This window comes from Pontiella sulfatireligans, from assembly GCF_900890705.1.
Classification (GTDB): Bacteria; Verrucomicrobiota; Kiritimatiellia; order Kiritimatiellales; family Pontiellaceae; genus Pontiella; species Pontiella sulfatireligans.
In genome coordinates, this window is the sequence record NZ_CAAHFH010000001.1 from 1,172,624 (window position 1) to 1,198,697 (window position 26,074).

28 protein-coding genes are annotated in these 26,074 nt (G+C 55.5%); 24 read left to right on the plus strand and 4 right to left on the minus strand.

Annotation, left to right across the window (positions count from 1 at the left end; translation table 11 throughout):
• Window positions 1-71 precede the first annotated feature (71 nt).
• The 7 genes from SCARR_RS04020 to tsf all read left to right on the plus strand — a co-directional run bounded on the left by SCARR_RS04020 (window position 72) and on the right by tsf (window position 8,687).
• Window positions 72-1,409: a Gfo/Idh/MocA family protein gene (locus SCARR_RS04020; RefSeq protein WP_136060230.1), complete on the plus strand. Its 1,338-nt coding sequence runs from the start codon at window positions 72-74 to the stop codon at window positions 1,407-1,409.
• The gene (locus SCARR_RS04025) at window positions 1,406-3,907 is read left to right on the plus strand and encodes a cytochrome c3 family protein (RefSeq protein ID WP_136060231.1); all 2,502 of its coding nucleotides are present in this window, start codon (window positions 1,406-1,408) and stop codon (window positions 3,905-3,907) included. Before SCARR_RS04020 ends, SCARR_RS04025 begins: the two co-directional genes overlap by 4 nt.
• 77 nt (window positions 3,908-3,984) lie before the next feature.
• Window positions 3,985-4,731: a GxxExxY protein gene (locus SCARR_RS04030; protein WP_168432982.1), complete on the plus strand. Its 747-nt coding sequence runs from the start codon at window positions 3,985-3,987 to the stop codon at window positions 4,729-4,731.
• A gap of 101 nt (window positions 4,732-4,832) precedes the next feature.
• The gene (locus SCARR_RS04035) at window positions 4,833-5,597 is read left to right on the plus strand and encodes an FAD:protein FMN transferase (RefSeq protein WP_168432983.1); all 765 of its coding nucleotides are present in this window, start codon (window positions 4,833-4,835) and stop codon (window positions 5,595-5,597) included.
• An 85-nt stretch (window positions 5,598-5,682) separates the two neighbouring features.
• Window positions 5,683-6,336, plus strand: coding sequence for a discoidin domain-containing protein (locus tag SCARR_RS04040; RefSeq protein ID WP_136060234.1), 654 nt, complete (start codon window positions 5,683-5,685; stop codon window positions 6,334-6,336).
• Between the two features lie 242 nt (window positions 6,337-6,578).
• Window positions 6,579-7,832, plus strand: coding sequence for a 30S ribosomal protein S2 (gene rpsB, locus SCARR_RS04045; RefSeq protein ID WP_136060235.1), 1,254 nt, complete (start codon window positions 6,579-6,581; stop codon window positions 7,830-7,832).
• Window positions 7,833-7,850: 18 nt separating this feature from the next.
• Complete coding sequence (gene tsf, locus SCARR_RS04050) at window positions 7,851-8,687, plus strand: translation elongation factor Ts (RefSeq protein WP_136060236.1); 837 nt, start codon at window positions 7,851-7,853, stop codon at window positions 8,685-8,687.
• 67 nt (window positions 8,688-8,754) lie between these two features.
• Here tsf and SCARR_RS04055 read toward each other — a convergent pair whose 3' ends face one another.
• A complete protein-coding gene (locus tag SCARR_RS04055) occupies window positions 8,755-9,837 on the minus strand; it encodes a bifunctional 3-deoxy-7-phosphoheptulonate synthase/chorismate mutase type II (protein ID WP_136060237.1) in 1,083 nt (360 codons plus the stop codon).
• Between the two features lie 296 nt (window positions 9,838-10,133).
• Between SCARR_RS04055 and SCARR_RS04060 the strand changes: the two genes are divergently transcribed.
• Both SCARR_RS04060 and SCARR_RS04065 read left to right on the plus strand, forming a co-directional pair.
• Window positions 10,134-11,660: a tyrosine-type recombinase/integrase gene (locus SCARR_RS04060; RefSeq protein ID WP_136060238.1), complete on the plus strand. Its 1,527-nt coding sequence runs from the start codon at window positions 10,134-10,136 to the stop codon at window positions 11,658-11,660.
• Window positions 11,657-12,133: a hypothetical protein gene (locus tag SCARR_RS04065; RefSeq protein WP_136060239.1), complete on the plus strand. Its 477-nt coding sequence runs from the start codon at window positions 11,657-11,659 to the stop codon at window positions 12,131-12,133. The genes SCARR_RS04060 and SCARR_RS04065 overlap by 4 nt, the downstream gene beginning before the upstream one ends.
• A 148-nt stretch (window positions 12,134-12,281) precedes the next feature.
• Here SCARR_RS04065 and tnpC read toward each other — a convergent pair whose 3' ends face one another.
• The 3 genes from tnpC to tnpA all read right to left on the minus strand — a co-directional run bounded on the left by tnpC (window position 12,282) and on the right by tnpA (window position 14,543).
• Window positions 12,282-13,814 (minus strand): IS66 family transposase, encoded by a 1,533-nt coding sequence (gene tnpC / locus SCARR_RS04070; RefSeq protein WP_136060240.1) that lies wholly within the window; start codon window positions 13,812-13,814, stop codon window positions 12,282-12,284.
• 64 nt (window positions 13,815-13,878) lie between these two features.
• Entirely contained in the window at window positions 13,879-14,226 is a 348-nt protein-coding gene (gene tnpB, locus SCARR_RS04075; RefSeq protein ID WP_136060241.1) for an IS66 family insertion sequence element accessory protein TnpB, read from the minus strand.
• On the minus strand, window positions 14,214-14,543 hold the full coding sequence (gene tnpA / locus SCARR_RS04080) for an IS66 family insertion sequence element accessory protein TnpA (protein ID WP_136060242.1): 330 nt from the start codon (window positions 14,541-14,543) through the stop codon (window positions 14,214-14,216). Before tnpA ends, tnpB begins: the two co-directional genes overlap by 13 nt.
• A 209-nt stretch (window positions 14,544-14,752) precedes the next feature.
• Between tnpA and SCARR_RS04085 the strand changes: the two genes are divergently transcribed.
• The 15 genes from SCARR_RS04085 (at window position 14,753) to SCARR_RS28040 (ending at window position 26,025) form a co-directional block, all read left to right on the plus strand.
• Window positions 14,753-15,739, plus strand: coding sequence for a hypothetical protein (locus tag SCARR_RS04085; protein WP_136060243.1), 987 nt, complete (start codon window positions 14,753-14,755; stop codon window positions 15,737-15,739).
• A gap of 195 nt (window positions 15,740-15,934) precedes the next feature.
• Window positions 15,935-16,570, plus strand: a complete 636-nt coding sequence (locus SCARR_RS04090; RefSeq protein ID WP_136060244.1) for a hypothetical protein — start codon at window positions 15,935-15,937, stop codon at window positions 16,568-16,570.
• Between the two features lie 55 nt (window positions 16,571-16,625).
• On the plus strand, window positions 16,626-17,375 hold the full coding sequence (locus SCARR_RS04095; protein ID WP_136060245.1) for a hypothetical protein: 750 nt from the start codon (window positions 16,626-16,628) through the stop codon (window positions 17,373-17,375).
• On the plus strand, window positions 17,321-18,148 hold the full coding sequence (locus SCARR_RS04100; RefSeq protein WP_136060246.1) for a RecB family exonuclease: 828 nt from the start codon (window positions 17,321-17,323) through the stop codon (window positions 18,146-18,148). The genes SCARR_RS04095 and SCARR_RS04100 overlap by 55 nt, the downstream gene beginning before the upstream one ends.
• Window positions 18,149-18,233: 85 nt before the next feature.
• Entirely contained in the window at window positions 18,234-18,671 is a 438-nt protein-coding gene (locus SCARR_RS04105; RefSeq protein WP_136060247.1) for a JAB domain-containing protein, read from the plus strand.
• Window positions 18,672-18,684: 13 nt separating this feature from the next.
• A complete protein-coding gene (locus SCARR_RS04110) occupies window positions 18,685-18,906 on the plus strand; it encodes a hypothetical protein (protein WP_136060248.1) in 222 nt (73 codons plus the stop codon).
• A 13-nt stretch (window positions 18,907-18,919) separates the two neighbouring features.
• On the plus strand, window positions 18,920-19,135 hold the full coding sequence (locus SCARR_RS04115; protein WP_136060249.1) for a hypothetical protein: 216 nt from the start codon (window positions 18,920-18,922) through the stop codon (window positions 19,133-19,135).
• Between the two features lie 242 nt (window positions 19,136-19,377).
• Window positions 19,378-20,661 (plus strand): VWA-like domain-containing protein, encoded by a 1,284-nt coding sequence (locus SCARR_RS04120; RefSeq protein WP_168432985.1) that lies wholly within the window; start codon window positions 19,378-19,380, stop codon window positions 20,659-20,661.
• An 80-nt stretch (window positions 20,662-20,741) separates the two neighbouring features.
• Complete coding sequence (locus SCARR_RS04125) at window positions 20,742-21,329, plus strand: hypothetical protein (RefSeq protein WP_136060251.1); 588 nt, start codon at window positions 20,742-20,744, stop codon at window positions 21,327-21,329.
• Entirely contained in the window at window positions 21,326-21,706 is a 381-nt protein-coding gene (locus SCARR_RS04130) for an ATPase (RefSeq protein WP_136060252.1), read from the plus strand. Before SCARR_RS04125 ends, SCARR_RS04130 begins: the two co-directional genes overlap by 4 nt.
• Window positions 21,703-23,250 carry an AAA family ATPase gene (locus SCARR_RS04135; RefSeq protein ID WP_136060253.1) on the plus strand — a complete coding sequence of 516 codons (1,548 nt, stop codon included), beginning with the start codon at window positions 21,703-21,705 and terminating at the stop codon, window positions 23,248-23,250. The genes SCARR_RS04130 and SCARR_RS04135 overlap by 4 nt, the downstream gene beginning before the upstream one ends.
• Complete coding sequence (locus SCARR_RS04140) at window positions 23,183-24,562, plus strand: hypothetical protein (protein WP_136060254.1); 1,380 nt, start codon at window positions 23,183-23,185, stop codon at window positions 24,560-24,562. Before SCARR_RS04135 ends, SCARR_RS04140 begins: the two co-directional genes overlap by 68 nt.
• A 12-nt stretch (window positions 24,563-24,574) precedes the next feature.
• The gene (locus SCARR_RS04145) at window positions 24,575-24,883 is read left to right on the plus strand and encodes a hypothetical protein (RefSeq protein ID WP_136060255.1); all 309 of its coding nucleotides are present in this window, start codon (window positions 24,575-24,577) and stop codon (window positions 24,881-24,883) included.
• Between the two features lie 81 nt (window positions 24,884-24,964).
• Complete coding sequence (locus SCARR_RS04150; protein ID WP_136060256.1) at window positions 24,965-25,852, plus strand: ArdC family protein; 888 nt, start codon at window positions 24,965-24,967, stop codon at window positions 25,850-25,852.
• Window positions 25,852-26,025 (plus strand): hypothetical protein, encoded by a 174-nt coding sequence (locus SCARR_RS28040; RefSeq protein WP_168432986.1) that lies wholly within the window; start codon window positions 25,852-25,854, stop codon window positions 26,023-26,025. Before SCARR_RS04150 ends, SCARR_RS28040 begins: the two co-directional genes overlap by 1 nt.
• Window positions 26,026-26,074 lie beyond the last annotated feature (49 nt).

Below are 26,074 nucleotides of genomic sequence, written 5' to 3' on the forward strand. Positions count from 1 at the left end.
GCTGGATCTATGCAATCGCGGTAGAAAAGCAGTTTGTTAGTTAATTTCACAAATTATCCAGGGGACGGAAAATGGAACTGAACAGAACCCAATTTATGCAGACGGCCGCCATGGCCGGCACCATGCTCGCGTCGCTCAAGGCGCGGGCGGTTGAAAACGCTGAGCTCTCAGCGCGAAAAAATCCCGACCAGCTGAACATTGCACTGATCGGCGCCGGTGCGCAGGGCCGCATTTTGGCCGAGTCCTGCCTGCGCATTCCAAACATTAATTTCAAGGCGGTCTGCGACATCTGGGAATATTCCCAGAAATACACCGGCAACATGATTAAAAAGTACGGCCACGAAATCAACGTGTACGAAGACTACAAGGAACTGATCGCCAACGAAAAAGATCAGCTTGATGCCGTAGTGGTGGCCTCCCCCGACTGGATGCACGCCGAACACGCCAATGCCTGCATGGAAGCCGGATTGCACGTCTATTCCGAAAAGGAAATGTCGAACTCGCTCGAAAAGGCCGCGACGATGGTGCACACGGCCAAAGCCACCGGCCAGCTGCTGCAGATCGGCCATCAGCGCCGCTCCAACCCGCGCTACATCCACGCGATTGAAACCTTGATCCATCAGGAAAAACTGCTGGGAACCGTAACGACGGCCGTTGCTCAGTGGAACCGTGCAAAAGCCGATGACATCGGCTTCCCTAAAAAATATGAAATGTCGGCCGAAAAACTCGATAAGTATGGCTACAACTCCATGATGGAGTTCCGAAACTGGCGCTGGTACAAAAAATACGGCGGCGGCCCGATCGTCGATCTCGGCTCCCACCAGATCGACCTTTTTGAGTGGGTATGGGAAACCAACCCGAAATCCGTGATCGCTTCCGGCGGAACGGACTTTTACAAGCACCGCGAGTGGTACGACAACGTGATGTGCATCTATGAATACGACACTCCGGATGGAGTGGCCCGCGCATTCTACGAAACACAGACCACCACCGGTCATCGTGGTTTTTCCGAGGCCTTCCGAGGCACCGAAGGCACCATCGAAATTGCCGAAGTTCCGGCCCGCGGCAACTCCGCCCTGCGCGAGGCGCACGCCCCGGAATGGGATACGTTGGCGCAGAAAGGCCTGCTTAGACAGAAGGCCACTCCGATCAAGAAGTCGACCACCAAGAATGTTGCGGTCGATGTCCGCGTCACCGCGGCAGCCGCCGCGTGGCCGCTGCCGGTCGACCTGACCAAGCCGGCCCACCAGCCGCACTTGGAAAACTTCTTCAATGCCATCCGCTACGGCACCGAGCTCAACTGCCCCGGCGAAAAAGGCTACGAAACCGCGGTTGCCGTATTGGCCGTTAACCGCGCTGTTGCATCCGGCCAGCGTATTGAATTCAAACCTTCGGACTTTCACGCGTGAAAACAAGACATCTGATACTACCCATTCTTGGAACGGCGGTATCTGTTTTCGCGAGTCACTTCGATGGAAGCAGAACCACCCCCGTTCATCGCATTCCGCTAACGGCTGAAGACGGACAAAATATCGTCTCCTCTGTGCCGGACACCATGCCCTTCTCGGCTAGAATGACCTGCGGCGCGTGCCACGACTATGAAGAGATTCATGGAGGCACGCACTTCCAGAGCGCCGGCCAAGGCCGCGCAACCGAGCCGTGGATCGTAGTCGATGAAAAAAGCGGCACGCAGATTCCGGCCGACCGGATGAACCTTTCCGCCTGGGAATTCACCAAGCGCTTCGGCTCCCACCTGCCCGGCGGATCGATCAGCGATCCCGAAGATACCATGGCGGACATCGATGCCCGCTGGCAAATTTCCGGCGGACTCGAAATGAACTGCCTGGCCTGCCACAACAACTCGCACCGGCAGGATATGACCGAATGGGCCAAGCAGATCGGCCGCGAAAACTTCCGCTGGGCCGCCACGGCGGCATCCGGCATCGGTGAAGTCGGCGGCATGGCCTCCCGCATGCCGGACTGGTGGGACATCTATTCCGGCGAAAGCCCGGACGACCACACCTACCGTGTTCCGCCAACGGTCAACTATGACGGATCGTTGTTCGACTCCAAATATCGGATGTGGTTCGACATCGGCAAACCGCAGGATAAAAACTGCCTGCAGTGCCATTCCTCGCATCCGGTAGCCGCCCAACGCATGGATGTCCCCGGCGATGTGCATGCCGCCGCCGGCCTTTCGTGCGTGGACTGCCACCGCAACGGCGAAGACCACCAGATCCTGCGAGGCACCACCGAAACGATGAGCTGCGCCGCCTGCCACTCCGAAGAAGGTTTAATGGCAGGCCAAGCTGGCGCTCCGGTCGCCCATCACAAGGGACTTCCTCCGGTTCACTTTGAAAAAATGACCTGCACAGCATGCCACTCGGGCATAAAGCCGGGCAACGAGCCGCACGTGGTCCGCACCTCGCGCGCCAACAAACTCGGCATCTATGGCCGTGCGCAATGGTTCACCGAGTCGCCGTTTATTGTTGAGCCGGTCTACGTGCGCAACGAAGACGGCAAGATCGAGCCCCGCCGCATGATGTGGCCCGCCTTCTGGGCCTATGCTGACGGCCACCCGCTGGACACCGAGTTAATTGAAAAAGCCGCCACAGGCGTTCTCGACACGCAACAGCAAGTGGGCGATGTTCTGTCTCGGTTCGGCAACGCGGAATTTGCGCTGGGCGAACCTCTGTTTGCTGCCGGCGGCAGCCTGTATCGCCGCAACGCCGACGGCGGACTCAATGTTGCCGGAAGCATGGAGACGCAGGAATCATTCGTCTGGGCCACCGAAAGCAACGTTGTTTCGATGATTCCCGAGTTTGATGTAAACGCCGAAGAAGTCGATTACGATGCCGAAGGCGTTATCCTAGGAATCATGGACGCACTGAAGCCGCTGGAGACCGTCATGGCCACAAAAGGCAAGGTCTTTTCGATAGACGCAGACGGCTACCTCGCAGGAACGAACACTACGCTGGCTTCGGGTTGGTACACCAAGGATGGACAACCGCTCATCAACACGTTTGTTGAGCGCGCCGTCGTCGATACGGTCGGCACCTCGCTCTCCTTCAATGAAGAGCAGCTCACCGTGATGCTTCAGAAGCTCGGGAGCACTACCTGCTATATTTCCAACGGACGGAAGTTCACCTTGGCTGCATCGGGCGAGTTGGTTGACGAAGACGATGCGGCCGCGGAACCGGTTTCGTGGGCCATCGGCCACGATGTTCGCGGAACCGCTCAGTCGCTTGGCGCCAAGACCTGCCAGGAATGCCATTCGGCCGACTCCGGCTTCCTGTTCGGCAACGTTACGGCCACTGGCCCGCTCTTGACCGACCGCGCCCTAATGATGCCGATGCACGAGTTCCAGGATGTGGACAGCGGCTTCAACAAGCTCTTCGGCGCAACCTTCACAGTGCGCAAAGCTTTTAAATGCTTCATGAGCAACATCGCACTGTTGCTCGCACTGATTGGTTTGGCGGTTGGTCTCCCGGCCATTTATAAACTGGTCACCAAACTGGAAGAAAAAGAGGTTCCGGTTAAGCCGGTGCTGATTTTCCTGATTGCATCTATGCTGGTTCTTGCCGCTACGGGCTTCCTGTTCGGCTGGCCGATCAGCTATCCGCTGAATGGATTCCCGTTGCTGAGTCACGTCGGCTTTGGCGCGCTCTACGCAGTTTCTCTCACCGTATGGGCTCTGCTCCGCGCGAAATCTGGAGGCAACGTTTGGTTCTGGATCCTGTTGCTCAGCGGAATCGTTCTGATTGGCAGCGTCCTGATTGCAATGTTCCCGATTCTCGGAACGCACGGACAGCACATAGCCATCGTCGTCCACCGTATTGCGGCAGTCCTTAGCATCATCGCTGCGACAATGGGCTGCCTCCGCGCGAACAAGAAGCAAAATGATTAAGAGCAAAATGATTCCTCAGGATGCCTGTTCAGACTAAAATCCCGATTAAACGCGTAAGCCAAACCGAGTTTCATGCAATGAATGAAATGGTGATGGGTTTGGCTTTTCGCGTTCATCGCGAACTGGGCCGGTTCTGCCATGAGAAAATCTATCAAAACGCCCTGCGCGAGGCCTGTGCAGGCAACGGATTTCCTTTGAGCAAAACCGAGGTTGAGATTCAGGTATCCCACAAGGACTATTGCAAAAGCTACTTTGCCGATCTGCTCGTTGAGAGCGGCATTGTCTACGAGGCCAAGACCGTAGAGGCCTTCCATGAAAGCCACCGGAAACAGCTCTTGCACTATCTGATGCTGCTTGGTCTGTTTCACGGCACGCTCTTGAACTTCCGATCACAGTCGCTTCAGCACGAATTCGTTTCTACCCGGCTTACTCCGGAAAAACGAAAACAGTTTACCATTATCGATTCGGAATGGGAGTTATTGGATTCCAGAACCCAAAACCTTCAGGAAACCCTTCTGGATTTGCTTGGCGAGTGGGGTGCGTTTCTTGATACAGCGCTTTACACCGATGCCGTTGCGCATTTTCTTGGCGGTTCCGACAGGATTCTCTCTCCGGTTGAAGTTATTCATAGAGGCAAGGTGCTGGGAGTCCAAAGAGTTCACATGTTAAGCAAAGGAACCGCATACAAAATCACCGCTGCCACGAAAAACATCAACATATACAAAAAGGATCTTCTCCGCTTCCTTGCGCATACCCATCTTAAATCCGTTCAATGGATAAACCTGAACCATCACAACATTGAATTCCGCACCCTTAAGAAATGACCAGAAACAACCCCATTCCACTTGCCGAAGCAAAGCTAATCATTTTGCTCTAAATCATTTTGCTTATGACTCCCCACACACACAGCTTTTCGCACGAGGCGATGACGACCGAGTTTGAGGTGATCGTTGCCGGGCAGGAGCGCGAATACGCGCGACAGGCCTCGGCAGCGGTATTCCGCGAATTCGACCGTATTGAAAACCTGCTGAGCAAATACAACGCCGGAAGCGACGTCGGACAGATCAACCTGCTGAAATCCGGCGAATCCGTCCGGGTGGCCATCGAAACACTCGAATGTCTGGAACGCGCCGTTTGGGCGCACTCAGTTTCGGGAGGCCTTTTTGATCCCACCATCGGAACGGGGTTCCAGTGGCTGGAAGTCGATCGGCCCAACTTTTCTGTAGGCTGGAAAAAGGAAGGCTCCGGCTCGCTGGATCTCGGAGGCATCGGCAAAGGCTACGCGATCGACAAGGCGGCCGAAGTGCTGGCCGACTGGGAAGTTCCGGAAGCCGTAATCAACGGCGGCACCAGCACGGTGCTGGCGATGGGCAAGGAATGGAATCTCGGCGTTGGCGGGCCGTGGGGCGAAAAGGTTGGTCTCACAACGGTGAAACTGAAAAACCAGGCGCTGAGCGGCTCCGGCACAGAGGTCAAAGGCGAACACATTCTTAATCCGAAGACCGGAAAACCGGCGAAACAGCACTTGGCCGCTTGGGCCATCCATTCGTCGGCCGCGGCCTCGGACGCACTTTCCACCGCATTCATGATGATGGAGGCGGATAAAATCGAGCAACTTTGCCGGACAAATCCGGGCACGGTTGCCTATGTAGTGAAACAGGACGAATCATTAGTAGAAATCGGTGTCTGAAATATGCAAAACGCAGCGTTTTATATACGAGACACCCAAACCACGTCGGATATAGGTTATCCGCTTTTAATAGGAGGCATATAATATGAAACATCAATTGAAGATCGCATCGGTTGTCGCACTGACGGCCGTGTTCGCAGGTTCCGCCATTGCAGAGGAAATGCATAAACTCGAATTGGAACTGCCCAAGCCGCTGTTTGCCGGCACGCCCAAAAGCATTAAAACTCCGAATCTAGAGCGCAAGATCGTCATTCCGGAAATCATGGTTCCTGCCAGCACCGTTAATGTTGTTGCAGAAATGGAAGTCACCAGCTCCGACGATTTTCCCGTAATCGGCGAGCTCGAATATCTTACCGATGCCGACAAGGACGGCGCGGACGGCTCCTACGTTGAACTCGGACCGGGCGTACAGTGGGTTCAGATCGATCTCGGCGGCAAAAAATCTATTTACGCTGTCGCGTTGTGGCACTACCACGCCCAGGCCCGCGCCTACCGCGATGTGATCATTCAAGTGGCCGACGACGCCGACTTTATTGAAAACGTCCAGACCGTGTTCAACAACGACCACGACAACTCCGCCGGACTCGGCGTGGGCAAGGACAAGGAATACGTTGAAACCAACAAGGGCAAGCTGGTTGACGCCAAAGGGGTTAAGGGACAATTCATCCGCCTCTATTCCAACGGAAGCACCGGTTCCGACATGAACCACTACATCGAAGTGGAAGTTTTCGGAAAATAGCCGAAATCCCCATTTTAATATGACATGAACCCTGAATGCCTCCGGCGTTCGGGGTCTTTTTTTTTCACAAACCCAGCGGCACCAGAAGAATAGTGCACATTTAGCCTTGCTGCGCGGGGAGGCGGTTCGTATATTCCGCAACTTAATCAGCCGGAAAGAGCCGGTTGGAAGCGAAGGCCACCTGACCTCGTGGTGTGTCAAAGCGGATTGTTTAAGCAACATTAAACTATAGGAGAGGTAACATGGCGGATACATTCACCAAAACTGTCGGCGTACAGGATTTGCTCGACGCAGGCCTGCACTTCGGTCACCAGACCAAACGTTGGAACCCCAAAATGAAGCGCTATATTCATGGCGCGAAAAACGGGATCTACATCATCGACCTGACGAAAACCCTTTCGCAGCTCGAACTCGCACAAACCTTCTTGAACGACGTGATTATGCGCGGCGAGAAAATCCTTTTCGTCGGCACCAAGAAACAGGCTCGCGAAATCTTCAAGACCACCGCAGAAGACACCAACCAGCCCTACGTGATCCATCGCTGGCTCGGCGGCATGCTGACCAACAACAAAACCATCCGCTCTTCGGTTTCACGCATGCGTGAACTGCAGAAGATGGAAAAAGACGGCACCATGGAAAAACTGCTGAAGAAAGAAGTTTCCGTCCTGCGCCGCGAACTGACCAAGCTTGAGCGCAACCTCAGCGGTATCGCCGACATGGAAAAAAAGCCGGGCGCCCTCTTTGTGGTCGACCTGAAACGCGAACATCTGGCCCTGGCCGAAGCCAAGCGCCTCAACATTCCGATTGTTGCACTGGTGGACACCAATGCAGACCCCGACCTCGTTAGCTACCCGATCCCGGGCAACGACGACTCCCTCCGCTCCGTTGGCTTGATTGCCGAAGTGCTTGGCGAAACCATCAAGGCCGCCGATGCGGAATATACCGCGAAAGCCAAGGCAGAACGCGAAGCCCGTGAAAAGGTTGAAGCGGCAGAACGCGAAAAAGCCAAGATTGCCCGCGAAGAACGCCAGAAGAAGGAAGCCGAAGAGAAGAAGAAGCGCGAAGAAGTGCTGAAGAAAATCAAAGAGCAAAAGAAGAAAGCCGACGCCGTAAAGAAAACTGAAGCCGCCGCAGCAAAGAAAGCTGAAGCCAAAGCCGCCAAGGAAGCTGAAAAAGCCGCTTCCGAAGCCGTCAAGGAAGAAGCACCTGCCGAAAAACCGAAGGCAGAAGAAGTCGCTCCTGTTGCCGTTGCGGAAACTCCTGTTGAAGCCACTGCCGAAGAAGCCGTCAAGGAAGAAGCTCCTGCCGAAGAGCCGAAGGCTGAAGAAGCCGCACCGGTTGCCGTTGAAGAAACTCCTGTTGAAGCCCCTGTAGAAGAAGCTGCCCCGGTAGCTGAAGAAACGCCTGCTGAGGAAATAAAGGAAGAGGCTCCAGTGGCTGAAGAAGCGGCTGAAGCTCCGGCGGAAAAAAAATCTGAAGACAAAAAAGACGCATAATTTAGGAGATTCATAACCATGGCTATTACAACCAGCATGATTAAAGAATTGCGCGACGCCACCGGCCTCGGCATTGCAGACTGCAAAAATGCGCTGCAGGCCAGCGATGGTGATTTCGATGCAGCCATCAAAACCCTTCGTGAAAAAGGCGCGGCCGTTGCGGCCAAGCGTGCTTCCAAAGAAGCCAAAGAAGGCGTTATTACCGCAATCCTTTCCGACGACGCTCAGAGTGCCGCGATGATTGAAGTGAACTGCGAGACCGACTTCGTTACCCGTAACGAAGATTTTCAGAATTTCGTTGGAGAACTTCGCGGCGAAGCGCTTAACTTCGAATCTGATGCCATGAGCGCTGGCATTGCGGAGAAGATTGAAGAGAAAATCGGTTCAATCGGCGAAAAACTTCAGTTGCGTCGCAACGTTAAATGGGACGTTGACGGAACCGGCGCCATCGCTTCCTACATCCACATGGGCGGCAAAGTTGGCGTTCTACTGGAACTCGGCTGCGAAAAAGCTGAAACCATCGAAAGCCCGGTCTATAAGGAACTCGCCAAGGATCTTACCCTCCACGTGGCTGCTGCCGCGCCGGAATACCTGACCCGCGACGAAGTGCCTGCCGAAACCGTTGAAGCCGAGAAGGACATCTTCCGCAAGCAGCTCGAAGGCAAACCGGAAAACATCATGGAAAACATCCTGAAAGGCAAGATCAACAAGTATTTCTCCACGATCTGCTTTGTTGAACAGGGCTTCGTGAAGGAAGATAAAGTTTCCATCACGAACCTCGTTACCGAAAAAGGCAAGGAACTCGGCGATACACTGACGGTTAAGCGCTACGTGCGCTACCAGCTCGGCACATAACCCGAAGCATCCGTGCATCAAAAGAGCCCGTCATCACGACGGGCTTTTTTTGTTTCCGCTCAGAACGCTACCCCGCCCCTTCGATGCGGTCGGTTTCCTGGTGTCGGATGGCTTCTTCATGGATGGATTGCATTAGTTGCTGAACAAAACTTTCGGACAAATCCAGCCCCTGCCCTTTTTTGATGCGATCATCGAGGATTTCCTGCCAGCGGCGCGGCTGGAGCGTAGAGACGTGCTGCTCCGATTTCAGCCGGCCCATATCGCGGACAATATCCATGCGCCGGCCCAGAAATTCGAGAATCCGGCTATCGACCTCGTCCACGTCATTGCGCAGCCCGGTCATTTTATTCTGAAAAACGGTGCTGTCGCTTTGCTCGTAAGGCATTTCCAATGAGTTCATCATGGAAAGAAACTCAACGGGTGTCAGTTGCTGCGATGCATCCGACCAAGCGCTGGACGGATCCGGGTGCACTTCCACCATCAAACCGTCAAACAGCAGGTCCATGGCTTCTTGAGCAATGGCTGCAACCAGCTCCGATTTGCCGCAAATATGACTGGGGTCGCAGATCAACGGAATCTCAGGCATCAGGCGCATGAGCTCGATCGGCATTGTCCACACCGGCGCGTTGCGATAGCGCATTTCCAGCGACGAGCTTACGCCGCGATGAATGGCTCCAAGCTTCGTCACCCCGGCATTGGCGAGCCGTTCGATTCCGCCAACCCAGAGGCCGATATCCGCACTCATCGGATTTTTGACAAGAACGGGAATGTCGACGCCGCGCAGGGCGTCGGCAATGGCCTGCACCGAAAAGGGATTCGTGGTGGTTCGCGCCCCGACCCAGAGCACATCCATGCCGTATTCCAAACAGGCTTCGACGTGCGAGGGTTCTGCAACTTCGGTGCCGATCTTCAGCCCGGTTTCTGTGCGGGCGCGATCCATCCACGCCAGCCCCTTCAGGCCGACACCTTCAAAGCTTCCCGGCCGGGTGCGGGGCTTCCAAATGCCCGCCCGCATAAAGCCGATGTCTTTATTCACCAGCGCCCGTGCCGTTTCCAGCACCTGCTCTTCGGTTTCCGCGCTGCAGGGCCCCGCAGCGACAAACGTACGTCCAACTGGGAACCCCCAGTTCTTCAAAGCTGATTGATTCATACTGTTTCCTGTTCCTGTAAATGAAGGATGAATGTGCCGCATTTAAATTCAAACTTCAACGTTTTGCGTTTCGGCCTTTGTGAGGGGAAGCTTGGCCTCGGAAAAATGAATGTTGTAAAAAAGGTTTTCGACCTTTTACACCACACTCATAAACACCATCATTGACCGCCGTTTAATGTATTTTTACGAATTCATGGTGTGCTTATGGTGTGTTTATTATTGAAAACCGATGCTGATAAACCTACAGTTCCTTTCAGATTATAACATATCGGATCACACCAATTATCGGAACGACCATGGACATCGACAAGAAACCTACCGCACGCAAGCGATCCACAAAAGGAAAAGGATCCCTATTCATTCGCGACAAGCAGCGAAAGCGCTACAAAGCCGGCTCAACCGTCAAGGATGGAACTTATTGGCTGGAATACTGGGAACCCACGAGAGAAGAAGATGGAAAGGGCAACCCTAAAAAGAAGAAGAGGCGCATCCCTCTTAAACATTCGAGAAACATACCTGCCGAGGGAATTCAAAAAGGTGACCCCGTTACAAAGATAAACCATGCCCGCCACGAACAAGACCGCATCATTACCCGCCATGTTCTAACCGCAAAGGAAGACCGCCTTGCCGTTCTGGTAGCCGAGCTGGACAAAACCGGGAAAGCGAGAGCCAAGGCTGAAGACTCCGCCGCCCCCCCACTTAGCCTTGCAAATACCTGGAAAGCCTTCCGCAACAGCAACCATGCCGATGCACCAAGCGCGGGGATCGATACGTGGAAAAACTACAAGGGTCATTGGCAGGCCTTTCTCGCATGGCTGTACGAGAACGATCAACCAGCTGAATACCTACGTGACGTCACCCCCCAGATATCATCGGAATATATTTCTCAGCTGAGGAAGCGCTTTTCGGCCACGACCTTCAACAACCATCTTGGCCTGCTGATCCTCCTTTTCGACGTTCTAAAGAAAGATAGTGTCGCCGACTCAAGATTGACCATTAATCCATTCAAGGATCTGAGAAAGGAAGACCGCAAACAGCAAAGCCGGCGGGAACTCTCCATCCCCGAACTCCGCACTATTATCGATTCCGCAGATGGCGAACTGAAGACACTCCTGCTACTTGGAGCATCGACAGGCTTACGCCTTGGTGATTGCTGTACGCTGCAATGGTCGGAGATAGCTTTTCCTAAACGACAAATCCTACGTATCCCCAATAAGGCTAAACACCTTAAAGATTCGAAACCGATAAAAGTTGGAATGCCACCCGAGTTGGTATCGCGGCTCCTCGAATCCCCGGAACGAAGCCGCAAAGGCTTCGTCCTCCCCGAACATGCCAAACTCTACACATACCGGAATAATACAGGAAGACTCAGTCAGCAACCCAAAATTGCCAGGCGCATACAAAAACACTTCGAAGCCTGCGGGATAAAAACGCATCGCGAAGGAACAGGACCAACACCTGAGTTCTGGAAAACATACAATAAATGGCTGCGCAACGGGAAGGAAGGCGAACGCCCCACCCACCCCCGGGCCATCATCGAGGTCGGCTTCCACTCGTTGCGTCACACCTACGTTTCCCTTCAGGCGCAACGAGGCGTTCCGCAATCCGTTGTTCAGAAAATCGTAGGACACGGCAATCCGGCCATGACCCAGCGTTATCTCCATATCACCGACGAAACAGCGGAAAGCGCAACTCTTTCCCTATACGATGGAATAGCGGATGCCGAGTACGAGGAAATCCGAACGGTACCGGACTGGATCAAAGAGAGGCTTAAGGGAATGACCGCGGAGAACTGGGAGCAGATCAAGAAGGAGTTCGTATGAGTAACAATAGAAAAAGTGATGATATTAAACTGACTGAGGAACAAGAGAGAACCTATTCAGATTTCATCCGAGCCGTTGATTCGAGTCTGAGCAGGCATTATGCCCCCCTCTACAACCTTGCGCATCAAGCCTACCGTATCGAAACGATGCTCTCTACATCGGCCAAGAAGGAACTCATCACCATTATAAAGAAAGGGTATCCCGCAAAAAAAATCCACCACTTTATTCTTTCCGAAATATCCAAACAATCAGAGGAGAAAGCTTCACATCTCAGAGAGATAAACGACAAGTTTGCCTTCTGGGAAGATCTTAAAAAAATGGAGCCGCAGGAAGCTGTTATGTGGGAACCGCCGCCAATCTGGATAAGGAGCTCCGACAGTCAGCAGGGCGACAAGCTGACAAACTACTGTACTTCACCGGTGCCGCAGGGACGTATTTGGCACGCCTGTCAAAGCTGCCCAACCCGCAGGTAATTAAACAGCGGAGTGCGACCGAAAACAGGTGGAGGATAGTCACAAAGGGAAGCCTGCTTTTTGCCCCTCCTTCTCCCCCTATAGCCACTCTAGTGGAGGGGGTGGAACCCTCTAAGTATGCGTCTTTTCGGCCACCGCATTGACAGGATTACGCAGAGGTGTTTTCGCGGGATGACTTCCAGCGGGCAGGCGTCCAATCGGCTGCTTCGGATTGATTCATCGTCGGCAAAGCCGTAAGGATTTCACGAAGGTAGACTGCCGGGTTGATGTCGAGTTTGCGGCAGGTTTCGATGAGGCTGTAAATGACTGCACTGGTCTGACCGGAGTCGGGGCTACCGAAAAATAGAAAGTTCTTTTTGCCGATGGCGGTGGGCCGGATGGCATTCTCGACGAGGTTGTTGCATATTTCGAGTTTGTCGTGTTCGAGGTAAAGATTGAGCGCATCCCAGCGCTCGAGGGTGTAGTGGATCGCTTTGCCGAAGTTGCTTTGCGGTAGTTGCCGGAAGCGCTCGGTTTCGAGGATCGATTTTATCTGTTCCAGGACGGGCGCGGAGTGCTCCTGTCGATAAGCAGCGCGGTCAAGATCGGGGTTGTCGCGTAGCTTACTTTCAACCCGATAAAGTTTGGCGATGAGTTTTACGACGTCCTCAGCGGTCGGGTTGCCGGGAACTTCCTTAAACTTGCGTCGGGCATGTGCCCAGCAGGCAGCATGAATGATCGAGGCCTTTTTTGCCGCATGTGATTTCTTGTTCAGCCAGCTGGTGTACCCGGCGTAGCCGTCGGTCTGCAGCAGCCCGGAGTAACCAATCAGCATCGAGTCAAGGCAGGTCGCCGCACGGCTGGCGTGCCATTCAAAGAGCACGCCGACGGCAGGCGAATGATAAGCCCATAGGTATCCGTTGGGACAGTAGTCCTTTTTCGGGTCCTGATATTTGATGAATGTTTCGTCGGCCTGAATGTATCCGCTCGCGCGGATTTCATTTCGAAGCGCTTCATAGATCAGCGATAACCACTGGGCAACTAGATACATCCATCCGCCCATGGTTTTTCGACTGATTTCAACGCCGAAGCGTTGCTTGAAGATCTGTTCCTGCCGGTAAAGCGGAAGATGATCGCAGTATTTACCAAGGATGATATGAAGAACAAGGCCGACCGTGGCGTAGGAGTTTTCAATCAGTTGCTTTGGAGCAGGTGCAATCAACGGGGCAACGGAACGGTCGTCACGCTTCTTGTATTTATTGCGGATGGTTACGATTTTAATGAATTGAGTCGGCGTGATATCGAGTTGTTCCAGGCGCTCTTCGCCGATCTTTTTGTAAAGCTCTGGATGGGCGATCACTTCATCCGGATCGATAATAATGGTTTCGGTCGGCAGATCTTTGGGGATGCGTGCATCGAGCCCCTTGCGCTTCCCTCGCTTGGATTGCTTTTGTTCCTCTTCGGCCAGTTCGGTCTTGGATTCGGCCAGATCCAAAGCTTCCTGCAGTTCGCGAAACTCTTCAAGTTCGAGCTCCAGCTGATCGGGACTGAGTTTTTCTGAACTACTGCCAAAGAGCCTCTTCATCAGGCATTGGACCTTCTCCTGAAGCAGGCGGTTTTCGGTTTTGAGCTGATCAATCTGCGAACGGGAAATTGCTTGTTCTTCCAGTAGCTGATTAAAATGTACCCGACTGTAAACCATGCGGCATATTATACCAAAACCGGTTCGGAAAAGGGGGCATCAAGATCGGAAATATTCAAAAAATTCAGCGTTGGTACCAAGGCTTTAACGAGCCTTGCTTTAGGTCGACTCCATCCAGCAGTAGCGCCAGTGCCTCGGGAGCCAGTGCAAGCTTTTCACTTTCGCCAATCCCCGTTGGCCAAGTAAAGCATCCCTGCTCCAGACGCTTGATCATCACCCACATGCCTGTTCCATCCCAATAGAGCGTTTTGATTCGGTTCCGTCGCCGATTCGTAAACACATACAGCGCTCCCGAACACGGATCCTCCTTCAACCGGTCGAGCACAACGCCATGCAGCCCATTAAAACTTTTGCGCAGGTCCACGGGCTCCACAGCCAAAAATACTCGCAATGATCCACTTAGGCCAAGCATGTCGCGGCCTCCCGGAACACATCGGCCAACTCCTTCGCTGAACCAACCGGCACGGTCACTTCGATGCCGTTGGGCAGATGGACGCTCACTTTGTTTCCCGGGGCAGAAGTATTCCCGAGTTCCACCTCGCAAAAAGACACCTCATTTTCGTCCCGCTCGATGCGCAGCCATCTGGCCAGCGTTTTGGAATTGAGATTCCATTCCCTGCAAAATGCCGCCTGCGTCAAATCCGACGATTTAAACTCCTCAATCAGTTCCCGGCGTTCTTCCTCGGTATATGAAGCCCGCCCCGGCGTAGTGTTTTCATTCGTATCCATACCCAACAAGTTATCAGGTATTGGCCTGGCTGCCTATGAGGTCGGGGAAAAGACGCATACCCCTCTAACTCAATTCATGGAAAAACGGTAGTAGAAAATATATGAGCACACTCGAACTCTCCGAAGGAACTATTCTCCCAGCAAGTGAACAGATCCCTCCACACCCTCCACAACTACGACCATCCCTAGTGCGTTTAGGAGACAGAAATATGAAGCAAAACAAAAAGTACAATAAGGCCCTCCAATCTATCCCATCACCCGGTGGCGGAGGATGTCACCCTGCTCTACTTGGTGTCGCTAACCACGGAGTCATGGCGGGACTGACAGACGAACGGATGTTCACCGATATCCGCAACTCAATCCCCGACGGGGACCGCCCGGTTCCGGACAACGAGATCGATGCGGCTATACGGCGCGCAAGGCAGGATCTTACCGGGGTCACCTCCACCGGTGGACGGCCTTCCGTTCCCCACAAACCCCGCCCCGTGATCAAATCCGCCTACCTGCAACACCTCCTGAAACAAGGCAAAGGGATCAGCGAGCAGGATCTCAGGGCAGTCTCGCCGGTACAACTGCTTGAAGTGCCAAAGTACGATGCCCATTTCATCCTACAAGTCCTTTTCAACCCCGAAGACATCCTTTTCCTTGGTGGACGGTACGATACCGGGCTCAGACCTGCGAAAGACTGGATAGACCATATTCACGGGCATGGGACATCCGGCCTTCCCCACATCATTCCCAACCCCCTCACAGGCAACCTGGGCGAAAAAAAAGGCGGAGGGCTGTCGTTCCGGTGCGACGCGGCGGTCAAGGCGTTTTGCTACACCGTGGTGGAGTTCGACAATCTCAGCAAGGAAGATCAACTTGCATTCTGGGCGGTGGTGCCCCTGCCCGTGGCCGCACTGATCGACAGCGGCGGGAAGTCGATCCACGGGTGGATCAGGACCGATGGCATCACCGATGCACAGGCGTGGACAGAGAAGATCGAAACTGAATTGTATGCCCGGCGGCTGATCCCGATGGGGGTTGACCCCGCCTGCAAAAACGAGTCGCGACTAAGCCGCTTGCCCGGTCACTACCGTGCGGAGAAGGAGCGCTATCAAAAGCTACTATACCTGAATCCGCATCCGGCCCCGATACCGATCTTCGGAGATAAAAAACTCGCTGCAATCCACAGGAGGGCCTCACAGGCGTGAAGAACAACATACAATGAAAAACACAACCGGCAACCGGAGTTCTTCCAAATCACGTAATGACAGAGAGAAAGAAAAAAAGCCCCTTCAACACAGAGGAACAACAATAACAGATTCAGCAAAAATAACCCTCGACGAGGTCGAGAGAGGATACCGGGGTCATCCCCAAAAACGATGAACACAAAGGAGAAATATGCGATGAGTAATCGTAAGTACCAAATTCTGACATGCTCCGAGGCAAAGCAACTCGCCCAAACCGTTGACAGAACGAATGAGCGAATCTACATCGATGATTTAGAAGTGCTGGCGGCTCGCAGTGAAAATTACGCGCTATTGGATAACGCGATTGGGCACAAGTACTACAGGCTCTCCACCGAAACGGCGCAAGACAAAGAGATGCGGCAGGTGGTCCTCTTCCAGAATCAATGGATTGGCACAGTGGACTGGGGCATCCCAAACAAATTATTCGCCCATTGGAACGAGTGGACCAGCATAGAGATCAAAGACCTCGACAAGATTGCCCAGATTCAGATGATCTTGCCGAAGCCTTCTCCTGTCGCTGGTTTGAGCTGGGGCCCCATCGTACTATTCGCCGTCATGCGAATGCTACCAGAACACTGGCTTGGATGCTTTGGAGTCCATCCTGTGGCCACCGAAGCTTATCTAAAAAAATCCGACTCAGAATCCCCGTACCTCGAGAAAATGGGCTGGAGCAAGGCGCAAGGGGGAAACGACCACGTAACGCGATGGGTAAAGAGTTTGGTTGACACAGACTCTCAATCCCTTAGGCAGCCGGATCAGGATTCACACAACCAAACAAGGACAACGAAATGAAGCGGATTCAAAAAGTTACCGAAGTTATCTGCACACCACCCGAAGGAGGACGAAAATGACGAACATCGATCCTAAAGAAATCTACGTATACGCCGCCACCAGTGACAAATTCGCTGAAACCGCAAAGGCATACATGGGTCCGTGGTATGAATGCCTTGCGTTGAAGGCTCCTGACTATGACCTAGCTCAGATCGTTCTCTACAAAAAGGAATTCTGGCTGGGGGCGTTCCTGTGGAGGCGGGCGCAGTGCCAGTCCTATCCGCGCGACCGCTTTTTGGGCTGGCACGCCTGCCAGCAGGCCGAAAGGCTCCCTCTCGTGATTGAATGCCTCGGTTTCCAGCCGATGCATCATTCGCCAGACCAACCCAACTACGGATGCATCGCACTCAATGCGGCGCTACTATCTCTGCAACCTGACTGGGTCGACTATTTTGGATATGTTCCGCTACTAGTGGACACGCATCTTAAGGCAAGCAGCGGATTCGCCAGCTACTTTAAAGAAGCCGGCTGGACACGAACAACGGACAAGAATCCCCGGGCGGCGGCCAGCCATTGGGCGAAGGAACTGGTTCCCGATGCGAGGGCCATCATCACGGCCAAGCACCTCGACAAAGCCTATACCGGCGTTGCATCACCCTACGTGGACGGTCTGCTTCCTATTCAGGATGAGCTGCTATCCTCATTCCAAGCCGCCTTCAAAGAAGTGCATGATCCGCGCGAAAACAATAGTCACTATCCCCTGCATACTTTATGGAGCTGCGCAAGCGGCCGCATGTTTCGGCCTCCCAGATCAATCAGCTACTGAACATCTGCAGCCTGCAATTCTACTTCGAGCGCATCGCAAAGTTGAAGAAGCCGTTTGTGAGCCACTCACTGGCATTTGGTACGGCGGCGCATCGGACGTTGGAGCATTATTTCAAGTGGCTCAAGGCAGGGGAAACACCCGACCGGGACAGCCATTTGGATATGTTCTCGGAGCTATGGAAGAAAGCCAATCAGGAGCAGGAAATCAAGTTCGGTGCCAAGGATGATGCAGAGTCATTATCAGTAAAGGGTCGGAACATGATCGGGTGTTTCATCGACCACATTGATCCGGCCGAGAAAGTGCTGTCGGTTTCCCAGGCGTTCTGCGTCCCCGTGCATGCTCCCGATGGAAGCGTGGTGGAAGACCCGATTATTGGTGAGTTCGACCTCGTAGTGGAGCGTGAAGGCATGCCCGTTATTGTGGATTGGAAGACTGCTGCCCGTAAATGGGCTGCAGGCCAGGCACACAAGAACTTCCAGGCGACGGTCTATAGCTACGCATGGAATCAGATGTATCGGTCAAGACCCTCTGTCGAGTTCCGGGTAGTAACCAAGACCAAAGAGCCATCCTATGAACAGCATGAAACCCAGCGTTCCGAAAGACAGGAACAAAGGATGGCGATGCTGATCTCGAAGGCGCAGCAAATTGTAAAACACGAACTGTATGTCCCGGCAGAGACGGGGTTTTATTGTACGGATTGCCCTTATGCCGGCAGTGCCGGGCCATGCAAAGAATGGGGTTGTGAAGTCACGCCTGCCGCCCAAGCGGCCTAAGTCCACTCCCCACAACAACCAAGACAATCCCGCCCACCATCCCGGCACGGCGGGGTTTTCAGTTTAAACACAACGAAAAGGAGAAATGAAAATGGTACTACAATTACAGACAGATCTTATGCTTAAGGAAGCAGCCTTCGACGGCACCGTGCTTACCTCGCCCGTCCAGGTAGAACGGTTCTTGTCCGAGATCAAGAACGCTGCCCAGGAGTGCTTCATTGTCATTGCGTTGAATGCAAAGAACCGGGTGATCGAGAAGCATCTCGTGAGCCTGGGCACCGTTAGTTCGGCCCTGGTGCATCCTCGTGAAGTGTTCCGCCCGCTCATTCAAAGCGGCGCATCGTTCACCATCCTGGCCCACAACCATCCGAGCGGCATTTCAACGCCCAGTGCCGAGGACATCAAGATTACACGGCAATTAATCAGTGCCGGCGAAATCATGGGCATCAAAGTGCTCGACCACATCGTGATCGGCGACACCGCCCTGTCTCTGCGTGAGGCCGGGTTGTGCCACTTCGGATAGGGAGGAGCGAACCATGAAAGAATATGGAGCCTACCTGACCACCGAGAAAATCATAGCGATAGAGCTGCCCGAACGACATCACGACAGCGCCCGCCACAACCGGGAAGTACGCAAGGCCAAGGCCGACCTACTGGCCCGCAACCTCCGGTGCCACATCGACTCCGGCAAGCAGAAGCCGGAGGACCGCTGGGTGCTGGAGAAGGCCGTAGAGGTGCTGGCAAGACAGTCCAAATAGAAAGGAGGCCCATATGGCCAAGGTAGTCATTAAGACCGCGGACGGAAAATATGTCGGTGGAGGCAGAACGGCGGAGCTAGTCGACCGCATCACCCGGGCCTACGTCTACGAGGACGGACCGGAGGTCGATGCCCAGATCAGCGTCGTGAACACCACGTATGGCTGGGGCTGGCGGAAAGTGGATGCGGAGCAGGAATACGACCGGAAGCTGGCCACAGCAACGCCATGAATGATGACAACGGTTCCAACTGTTGGAAGATCGGCATGCCCGTATTCCGGCAGTTGGCTCAGTTGCAGACATGATCTGAACTGTTCCAACTCTCACCAGCCAGCGAACGCAACATCGTGGCAGTTATGACTGTTGCGAACACATCGGCTTTATGCACCGCCAAGCGCTCGCTGGAAGCGCGAAGAAACGGCCGCCTCCAATCCGGGAGGCGGCCTTCATCATTTCAAGACAGGAGATTCCCCATGGACACCATTACCCTCGAAACCATACGCCAGCTCATGAAACGGGAGCTGGGCAGCGACTCGTTCATTGCCGGGATCGTATCGTCGGTCGCTGCCGACAGCACTATCCCAACGGCGTGCATCAATGCTGCGGGAGCCTTGAAATACAACCCGGCCTTCGTGCGGGAGCACGTGAAGACGGAGCAGGATCTTTTCTGCCTCGTCTTTCATGAAATCCTGCACCCGGCCTTCGGCCACTTTATCCATGTCCGGGACGACGTCAGCAACATTGCGTGCGACGCCATCATCAATGCGCTGATCAGCCAGTTCTACGCCAAGGCATCAGGCAGTGGCTCGCTGTTCGAACGGTTCTACAAGCCGAAAGGGCTGGAGTCGATCCTGCGCCCGGGCAGCAAAAACCACAACAGCCGCTTTGCCTTCCTCTACCAGCACCTCTATCCGCGTTGGACGATGTCGAGCGAGCTGAGTGCGGGCGAGGTGATCCAAACGCTGAAGATGCTGGTGCTAGCGGATGCGGCCCAGCCGGTGTTGCTGGGGTCGCATGGCGGTTCCAACCCCTGGAAGCCGGAGCAACTGCAGGGCGTGGCCACCGAGGTGGCGCAACAAGTCAGGAGCGAGGAAGGAAGCTGGGGCAACCAGTTCAACGGACTGAAGGCGCTGGTCATCGAAATCATGAAGACCAAGCGCAGCATCCGGCAGGAACTGTTACTCAGCTACACCACCCGGAAACGGCTGGACGAGTTCTTCTGCGAGGAGCGGAACCAACGACGCACCACCTCCCCCTTCCCGCTCAACCCGAGCCGTCGCGACATGGTGATGCTGGGTGCCGATATCTGGCCGGGGGTGTTCCGCAATCGTCAGCCGGAGATAAACAGAACCCGTGAAGGCGTGGCGATCTTCCTCGATGTGTCGGGGTCGGTGAACCAGTCGCTCCCGGAGATCTGCGGCCTGCTGGCGCGGTACCGCCGGAATATCCGCTCCGTCTATCAGTTTTCGAACGCGGTGTCGGAGATCGGCATGGCGGAACTGATGGAAGGCCGAGTGAAGACCACCGGCGGGACGGACTTTAACTGCGTGGCTGAAACCATTCTCGACGAAGGTTTTTTAAAGGCGGTGGTGATCACCGACGGATACGCGAGCTTATCGAACGAGAACTATCAGAGGTTGAAGCAGGCCGGGGTCCGGCTGCTGACGATCCTGTTCGGCGTTCATAACAACGGCGACGCCCTCGCCCCGTTCGGCGAGGTCGTGCGTCTCAACGAAATCACGGAAGGGAAATCATGAAACGTTTCGAACAGAACGTCGATAGGCGCAGCCGCGCGGCGATGACCGCGTTCCTGGCGGGTCACTTCCGCTACGACACGATGAACCGTTGGAACCGAAGTACCTCCTACGCCAACAACCTTAAAATACACACGCTGGGCTTTCCGGCGGAGGTGATGGCCAAGGCGTGGGATATCCTGAGGTGTAGCGAAGTGACCGCCGCCCTTAACGGGCTGCTGCAGGACTGGGCGCAGGAATATGACTGGATGTGGCAGGCCGGTTTCAACGGTCGCAGCGGTGGATACCTCGTGCTCTACCGGGGCGGGCTGGACAAGCCGAACGCCAAGACCGCCCGCTGCAACCTGTGCGGCAAACTGACGTGGCACACGGTGGATACGCCGTGCACCACCGACGGCTGCATCGGCCTGCTGCAGGTGCTGCCCGAACCCCAGCCTCAGATCATCACCTGGCCCGGCAAGTCCGTGGACCAGGGCGAGGACTTCAGCGAGTGGGACCTGGAGCCGCTGCGCGAGCGCGTGCGGTTGGTCCGCTCGTTCGACCGGCTGTGCGACGATGTCGTAGACACCTTCGTGGCGTTCTGCCGGGACTACAAGATCGTCGAGGCCGAGGTTCCCGCCATCCGCACCATCAAGACCCTTCAACCTTTAACCCAAGGAGATTCATTATGAACACAAAGAGCCATGTCGGCATGGAACAAAAGGTGTGCCCCGTCTGCGGGCAGGCGTTCGATACGGGCGCCATCCTGCTGGACAAGCGGTTAAGAAACAGCCTGGAGCGCCACACGGTCACGGGCTGGGACTTGTGCCCGGAGCACGCCGCGCTGTGGAACAAGGGATACATTGCGCTCGTCGAGTGCGACCCCGAAAAGTCCACGTTCACCAGCGGCACCATCAAGCCGGAGGACGCATATAGAACCGGGCGGATCGCCCATATCCGCAAGGCGGCCGCTACGCGGATCTTCAACATGCCCATCGACGGCCCTGTGGCGTTTGTCGAGCCGGGGGTGATCGACCAACTTGAACAACTAACAGGAGAAGCACCATGAAGGACACAAGACTGTTTGAACGGCTGGGCATCCATGGCTGGAGCCTGGCGGATGAAAACCTGGCGCTGGCGTCGCTGCTGACCGGCGACCCGCTGCTGATGGTGGGCGCGCACGGTGCGGCCAAGACGCATGCCGCCGCAAAGGTGGCTCAGGCGTTGGGCGTGCGCTTCATGGCCTATGATGCAAGCAAGGCACTTTTCGAGGATGTGCTGGGGTTCCCGAACGTGGAGAGCCTGAAGCAGGGCAAGGTGGAATATGTCCAGTCCGCCGTCACGGTGTGGGATAAGGAGTTCGTATTGATTGACGAGATCAATCGGGCGGTGCCGGAGCTGCAGGCCAAATGGTTGGAGATTATCCGTAGTCGCAAGATCATGGGTTTCGAGACCGAGGTCAATTGGGTATGGAGCGCCATGAATCCGCTGCAAAGCCGATACAACGGCACCCAGCAGATGGATGCGGCGCTGATCGGGCGCTATGCGACCTTCCTCTATCCCCCGGAAGCGTTGGATATGGACGAGGACGACCGCATCAAGGTGCTGCGCCATATCAACGGCGACGACGCGCCGAGCATTGGCGTATGGAATCCGGAGGCCAAGATCAAGACCGTGGATGCGGAGGAGACCGTGGAGGTCGGGTACCAGATCAAGGTGCTGCTGGCCCGGGCCGCCCGGTTCTTCCAGTCGTTGAAAGCGGATCTCTCCACCCTCGGCGAATTCCTGTCGCGGTTGGCAGTTCTCGTCATGAAGGAGACCGATGGCGAGGTCAAGCTGGACGGCCGCAGGCTCGGGTTCATCTACCGCAACCTGCTCGCCAACCGATCCGTCGAACTGGCGCGCGAAGCCCTGCTGGGCGAAGCTGCGCCGGCGTTTTCTAAGAGTGCCAAGTGCGTGATCCTGTCGAGCATTCCCATGGGGCTGAACGACGAGGGCATCAACCGCGAAGAGCTGCTGCACCAGATGGAGGTGTGTATTGACCTGCTGGCGGATTATTTTGCCGACGGCGGTACCTTCGGGCGGGTGGAGACCATCTATCGGCTCTTCACCACCACCGACCTGTTCGAGAAGGCGGAGATCCTGCTGGGATCGGACCTGTCGGAAATGGTGAAGCTCAAGGCATGGAACGACCTGTGCGATACAGCGGAAAACATAACACCGCTGGCCTACATTGCGCTGCGTATCGAGTCCGCCCATCCCGGGCGGATCCCGACGGAGTTGCTGGAAAAGGTAGGCGGTCGCATCGATCTCCAATGTCTGGAAAGCGACAGCATCCGGGGTCTTACCGGAGAGAACATCGAACGGCTGGACGAACTTGAAACCTTGTTTACCCAGCCCGACGATCTGCGGCGCATTATTGCGTTTCAGGAAGCGCGCATCCTCGCGGTACGCGCTGCCCTGTCCTCGGCGGACATCAAGTCGGCCGCATGCCGGATTATGTCCACCGCCCACCGTATCGAAGCCCTCATGAAAGGAGAAACCCATGAAACTGTATGGTCTGAAAATCCGGCTGGAGCCGGACACGAAGATTCCGGCGTTCTCGCGGCTTAGGTTCAGCCGCGTAGAGGTGCCCCTGGCGGATGTTTTATTAAAAGGCGTCCACCCGGTATCGGCCATGGGGCTGACGGGGGACTGGTGCCAGGCGGCAGAACTGCTGGCCCGATCCCTCAACCGGGCGGACCGGCGTTTTCCGGAACTATCGCCGCAGCGCCTGAACTACGACATCATAGCGGTTCGAGACAACCCGCTCTATGATAAACGCCCCGCCCTGGAGCGTACGCTGGAGCAGGTGGCTCGCGATGTCTACTTCGTGGAGGGCGTCAGCTTCGATAGTGCCGTGAAGCAGGCGAAGGCCTTCCTGACCCGGCGATGGACGCAGGAGAAGGCCTGGGCGTTGCTGAGTGACGGGCGCAACGGGTTTTCCGAAATGCGTGCGTTCCTGAAGGTAAAACATCCGAAGCTTAAAATAGGCAGCTACGATGCCATGCGCGACCTCGACCTGACGGCCCTGCTGTCGGTTGAGGACTTTGCGGCGGAAGAGCAGGCCTTGCTTCATGCCGGGCTGGAGTGCCGCAACTTCCGACAACCGCAGGCGGTGACGGATCAGCTGGATGACCACAATCGCCTGCGGTTTACGGATCGGATCAACTGGTTCGAACTGGTCATCAACCCCGGGCAGGCGCATACCGGCGGCCATGTTAAATATGGCTGTGAGCTGAAGGGATCCACCGTGCATTTTAAACCGGAGCTGTCGAACGTTGTACAGCAGCGCAGGATAGCCAAGGCCATCGCCCGGCAATACCGGACAGAGGGCGGCGACTACTGCTTCAGCATGCCCATCGGCCGTTTGCAGGAGATCCTCGACCGGGAACAGGTGGCGCTGCGGTTCAGCAATGTGCGTTACCTCGAACGGATTAAACCCGTCACCACATCCGCCCGGCTTCGCAAGGAGGAGATTCCGAAGTTTGGAATTACGTGGCGTAAAATGGAGACGGCCGATGAGTTCCGGGATGCGTTGCGTGCCCATGGCTGGAAGGTGGCGGGCAAGAAGAGCGATCTGGTGCGCCGTACCGCCGAGCTGGCATCGGAGCGACTGGAGGAGGCAGCACCGGAGCTGGATGCCTGGTTCGTGGAGCATCGCTATGTCCGGGTGCCCAAGGGGCAAACGTTCCCTACCCCGTTCCCGGTGCTGGCGGACGAGCCGCTGAAAGAGCTGGTGCTGATGGTCTACCTGATGCGCCGGCTGCGCGGCAACACCGTGGTCGATCCCGGCCACGAAAACACGTCGGTGCGCCCGGTCGATATGGCCGAGGCCATCCTCAACGGAAAAACCGCGCTCACCGGGAGCTTCCTGAAGGCGTAGAAAGGATACCCCATGAACAAGCACAACTACATGGCAACACTGCACGAACACCGCTCCGATTACGGCGTGGAGCTCGACATCGCGGTGCCGGAAAGCGAACACCCCGTTGTGGTGGCGCAGGACGTCTACGGCGAGGTGGCCGAGCGCATGCAGATCCTCGTCTATCCATCCGAGGATGGTCCCGAGGTGGAAGAGGCCGTCGGCGTGCGCTTCAACAACGACGGAACCATCGCCGAGGTGCGCGTGCCCGACGGCGTACCCGTTGCCAAATGGGATGCGCCGGAACCCACCAACTGGCTCAAGGAGCGAGACGGTGCATAGCCGCTCTCTCCCCTCGGCCAAGGCCGTCCCGATTGCGGGGCGGCCTTTTCATTTTCACAAACAACCCAAGGAGACATAGCCATGAGCAACGGATTCAAAAAGATTAACGAAATGATCACCCAGCGCATGATCGACCGCATCAACGAGACCGGCGAACTGCCCTGGAAAAAACCATGGGCATCGGTGTCGTTGATGCCCCGGAATCTGATCAGCAAGAAACCCTACCGCGGCGTCAATGTATTCCTGCTGCACAGCCTCGGCTATGCCAGCCCATTCTTTCTGAGCTTCAAGCAAGTGACTGAACTGGGCGGCTGGGTGCGCAAAGGCGAGCGCGCTACTCCGGTCGTCTTCTTTAAGTTCATCGAAGCCGATGAGAAGGAGGATCCCGACGCCAAGTCCCACTGCGTGCTGCGCTACTACCGCGTGTTCAATACGGCGCAATGCGACGGACTGGACGGCAAGGTGCCGGAGGTCGTGGTGCCGAAGCGCAGCGAACACGAACCGCTCGAAATAGCGGAACGTCTGCTGGCCGACATGCCCGACAAACCCGACATCAACTATGCCCGGACACTAGCGAGCTACAGCCCGTCGATGGACACCGTGTCGATGCCGCCGAAGGAGTGGTTTGCATCGGAACACGAGTTTTGGGCCGCTATGTGGCACGAACTCAGCCATTCGACAGGCCACCAGTCGCGCGTCGGCCGGAAAGCCATCATGGAGCCGCACGGCTTCGGATCACATGAATATTCGCAAGAGGAGCTGGTTTCCGAAATGAGCGCCGCCTTCCTGTGCGGCTACTGCGGCATCCTGATGTCCACCGAGAAGAACCAGGCCGCCTATCTCAAGGGATGGCTTGCCCGGCTCAAAGCCGATCAGTCGTTGCTCATAAAAGCGGGGTGCCAGGCGCAGCGAGCATTCGATTACATTGTCGGCGACGCCATGGAGCAGGAACTCGCAAAGGCCGCGTGATGGACTACGAAGCTGAGCTGCTGTCCGAGGCACGTAAGGCCATCGCCGCCCACCCAGACCATCGGTGCGAAATCATCGACCTCTACACGCTGGCGGTCAGCGAAATAGAGGACGGCGGAAGCGCCGCCCATGAATACGAGCTGTTCATGGGCGGCATCAACGAAATCCAATAACCAACGGGGAGCCATGACGGCTCCCCTTCTTCTTAACCAAACGGAGACA

Bases quoted from the DNA above. Each gene is read 5' to 3' on its own strand.
- SCARR_RS04145 (WP_136060255.1), top strand. From the start codon at position 24,575: ATGAACAAGCACAACTACATGGCAACACTGCACGAACACCGCTCCGAT.
- SCARR_RS04135 (WP_136060253.1), top strand. From the start codon at position 21,703: ATGAAGGACACAAGACTGTTTGAACGGCTGGGCATCCATGGCTGGAGC.
- SCARR_RS04140 (WP_136060254.1), top strand. From the start codon at position 23,183: ATGAAACTGTATGGTCTGAAAATCCGGCTGGAGCCGGACACGAAGATT.
- SCARR_RS04095 (WP_136060245.1), top strand. From the start codon at position 16,626: ATGACGAACATCGATCCTAAAGAAATCTACGTATACGCCGCCACCAGT.
- SCARR_RS28040 (WP_168432986.1), top strand. From the start codon at position 25,852: ATGGACTACGAAGCTGAGCTGCTGTCCGAGGCACGTAAGGCCATCGCC.
- SCARR_RS04115 (WP_136060249.1), top strand. From the start codon at position 18,920: ATGGCCAAGGTAGTCATTAAGACCGCGGACGGAAAATATGTCGGTGGA.
- SCARR_RS04125 (WP_136060251.1), top strand. From the start codon at position 20,742: ATGAACCGTTGGAACCGAAGTACCTCCTACGCCAACAACCTTAAAATA.
- SCARR_RS04060 (WP_136060238.1), top strand. From the start codon at position 10,134: ATGGACATCGACAAGAAACCTACCGCACGCAAGCGATCCACAAAAGGA.
- tnpB (WP_136060241.1), bottom strand. From the start codon at position 14,226: ATGCTTGGCCTAAGTGGATCATTGCGAGTATTTTTGGCTGTGGAGCCC.
- SCARR_RS04100 (WP_136060246.1), top strand. From the start codon at position 17,321: ATGGAGCTGCGCAAGCGGCCGCATGTTTCGGCCTCCCAGATCAATCAG.
- tnpA (WP_136060242.1), bottom strand. From the start codon at position 14,543: ATGGATACGAATGAAAACACTACGCCGGGGCGGGCTTCATATACCGAG.
- SCARR_RS04150 (WP_136060256.1), top strand. From the start codon at position 24,965: ATGAGCAACGGATTCAAAAAGATTAACGAAATGATCACCCAGCGCATG.
- SCARR_RS04085 (WP_136060243.1), top strand. From the start codon at position 14,753: ATGAAGCAAAACAAAAAGTACAATAAGGCCCTCCAATCTATCCCATCA.
- SCARR_RS04030 (WP_168432982.1), top strand. From the start codon at position 3,985: ATGAATGAAATGGTGATGGGTTTGGCTTTTCGCGTTCATCGCGAACTG.
- SCARR_RS04020 (WP_136060230.1), top strand. From the start codon at position 72: ATGGAACTGAACAGAACCCAATTTATGCAGACGGCCGCCATGGCCGGC.
- SCARR_RS04055 (WP_136060237.1), bottom strand. From the start codon at position 9,837: ATGAATCAATCAGCTTTGAAGAACTGGGGGTTCCCAGTTGGACGTACG.
- SCARR_RS04105 (WP_136060247.1), top strand. From the start codon at position 18,234: ATGAAAATGGTACTACAATTACAGACAGATCTTATGCTTAAGGAAGCA.
- SCARR_RS04035 (WP_168432983.1), top strand. From the start codon at position 4,833: ATGACGACCGAGTTTGAGGTGATCGTTGCCGGGCAGGAGCGCGAATAC.
- tnpC (WP_136060240.1), bottom strand. From the start codon at position 13,814: ATGGTTTACAGTCGGGTACATTTTAATCAGCTACTGGAAGAACAAGCA.
- SCARR_RS04065 (WP_136060239.1), top strand. From the start codon at position 11,657: ATGAGTAACAATAGAAAAAGTGATGATATTAAACTGACTGAGGAACAA.
- SCARR_RS04040 (WP_136060234.1), top strand. From the start codon at position 5,683: ATGAAACATCAATTGAAGATCGCATCGGTTGTCGCACTGACGGCCGTG.
- tsf (WP_136060236.1), top strand. From the start codon at position 7,851: ATGGCTATTACAACCAGCATGATTAAAGAATTGCGCGACGCCACCGGC.
- SCARR_RS04130 (WP_136060252.1), top strand. From the start codon at position 21,326: ATGAACACAAAGAGCCATGTCGGCATGGAACAAAAGGTGTGCCCCGTC.
- rpsB (WP_136060235.1), top strand. From the start codon at position 6,579: ATGGCGGATACATTCACCAAAACTGTCGGCGTACAGGATTTGCTCGAC.
- SCARR_RS04120 (WP_168432985.1), top strand. From the start codon at position 19,378: ATGGACACCATTACCCTCGAAACCATACGCCAGCTCATGAAACGGGAG.
- SCARR_RS04090 (WP_136060244.1), top strand. From the start codon at position 15,935: ATGAGTAATCGTAAGTACCAAATTCTGACATGCTCCGAGGCAAAGCAA.
- SCARR_RS04110 (WP_136060248.1), top strand. From the start codon at position 18,685: ATGAAAGAATATGGAGCCTACCTGACCACCGAGAAAATCATAGCGATA.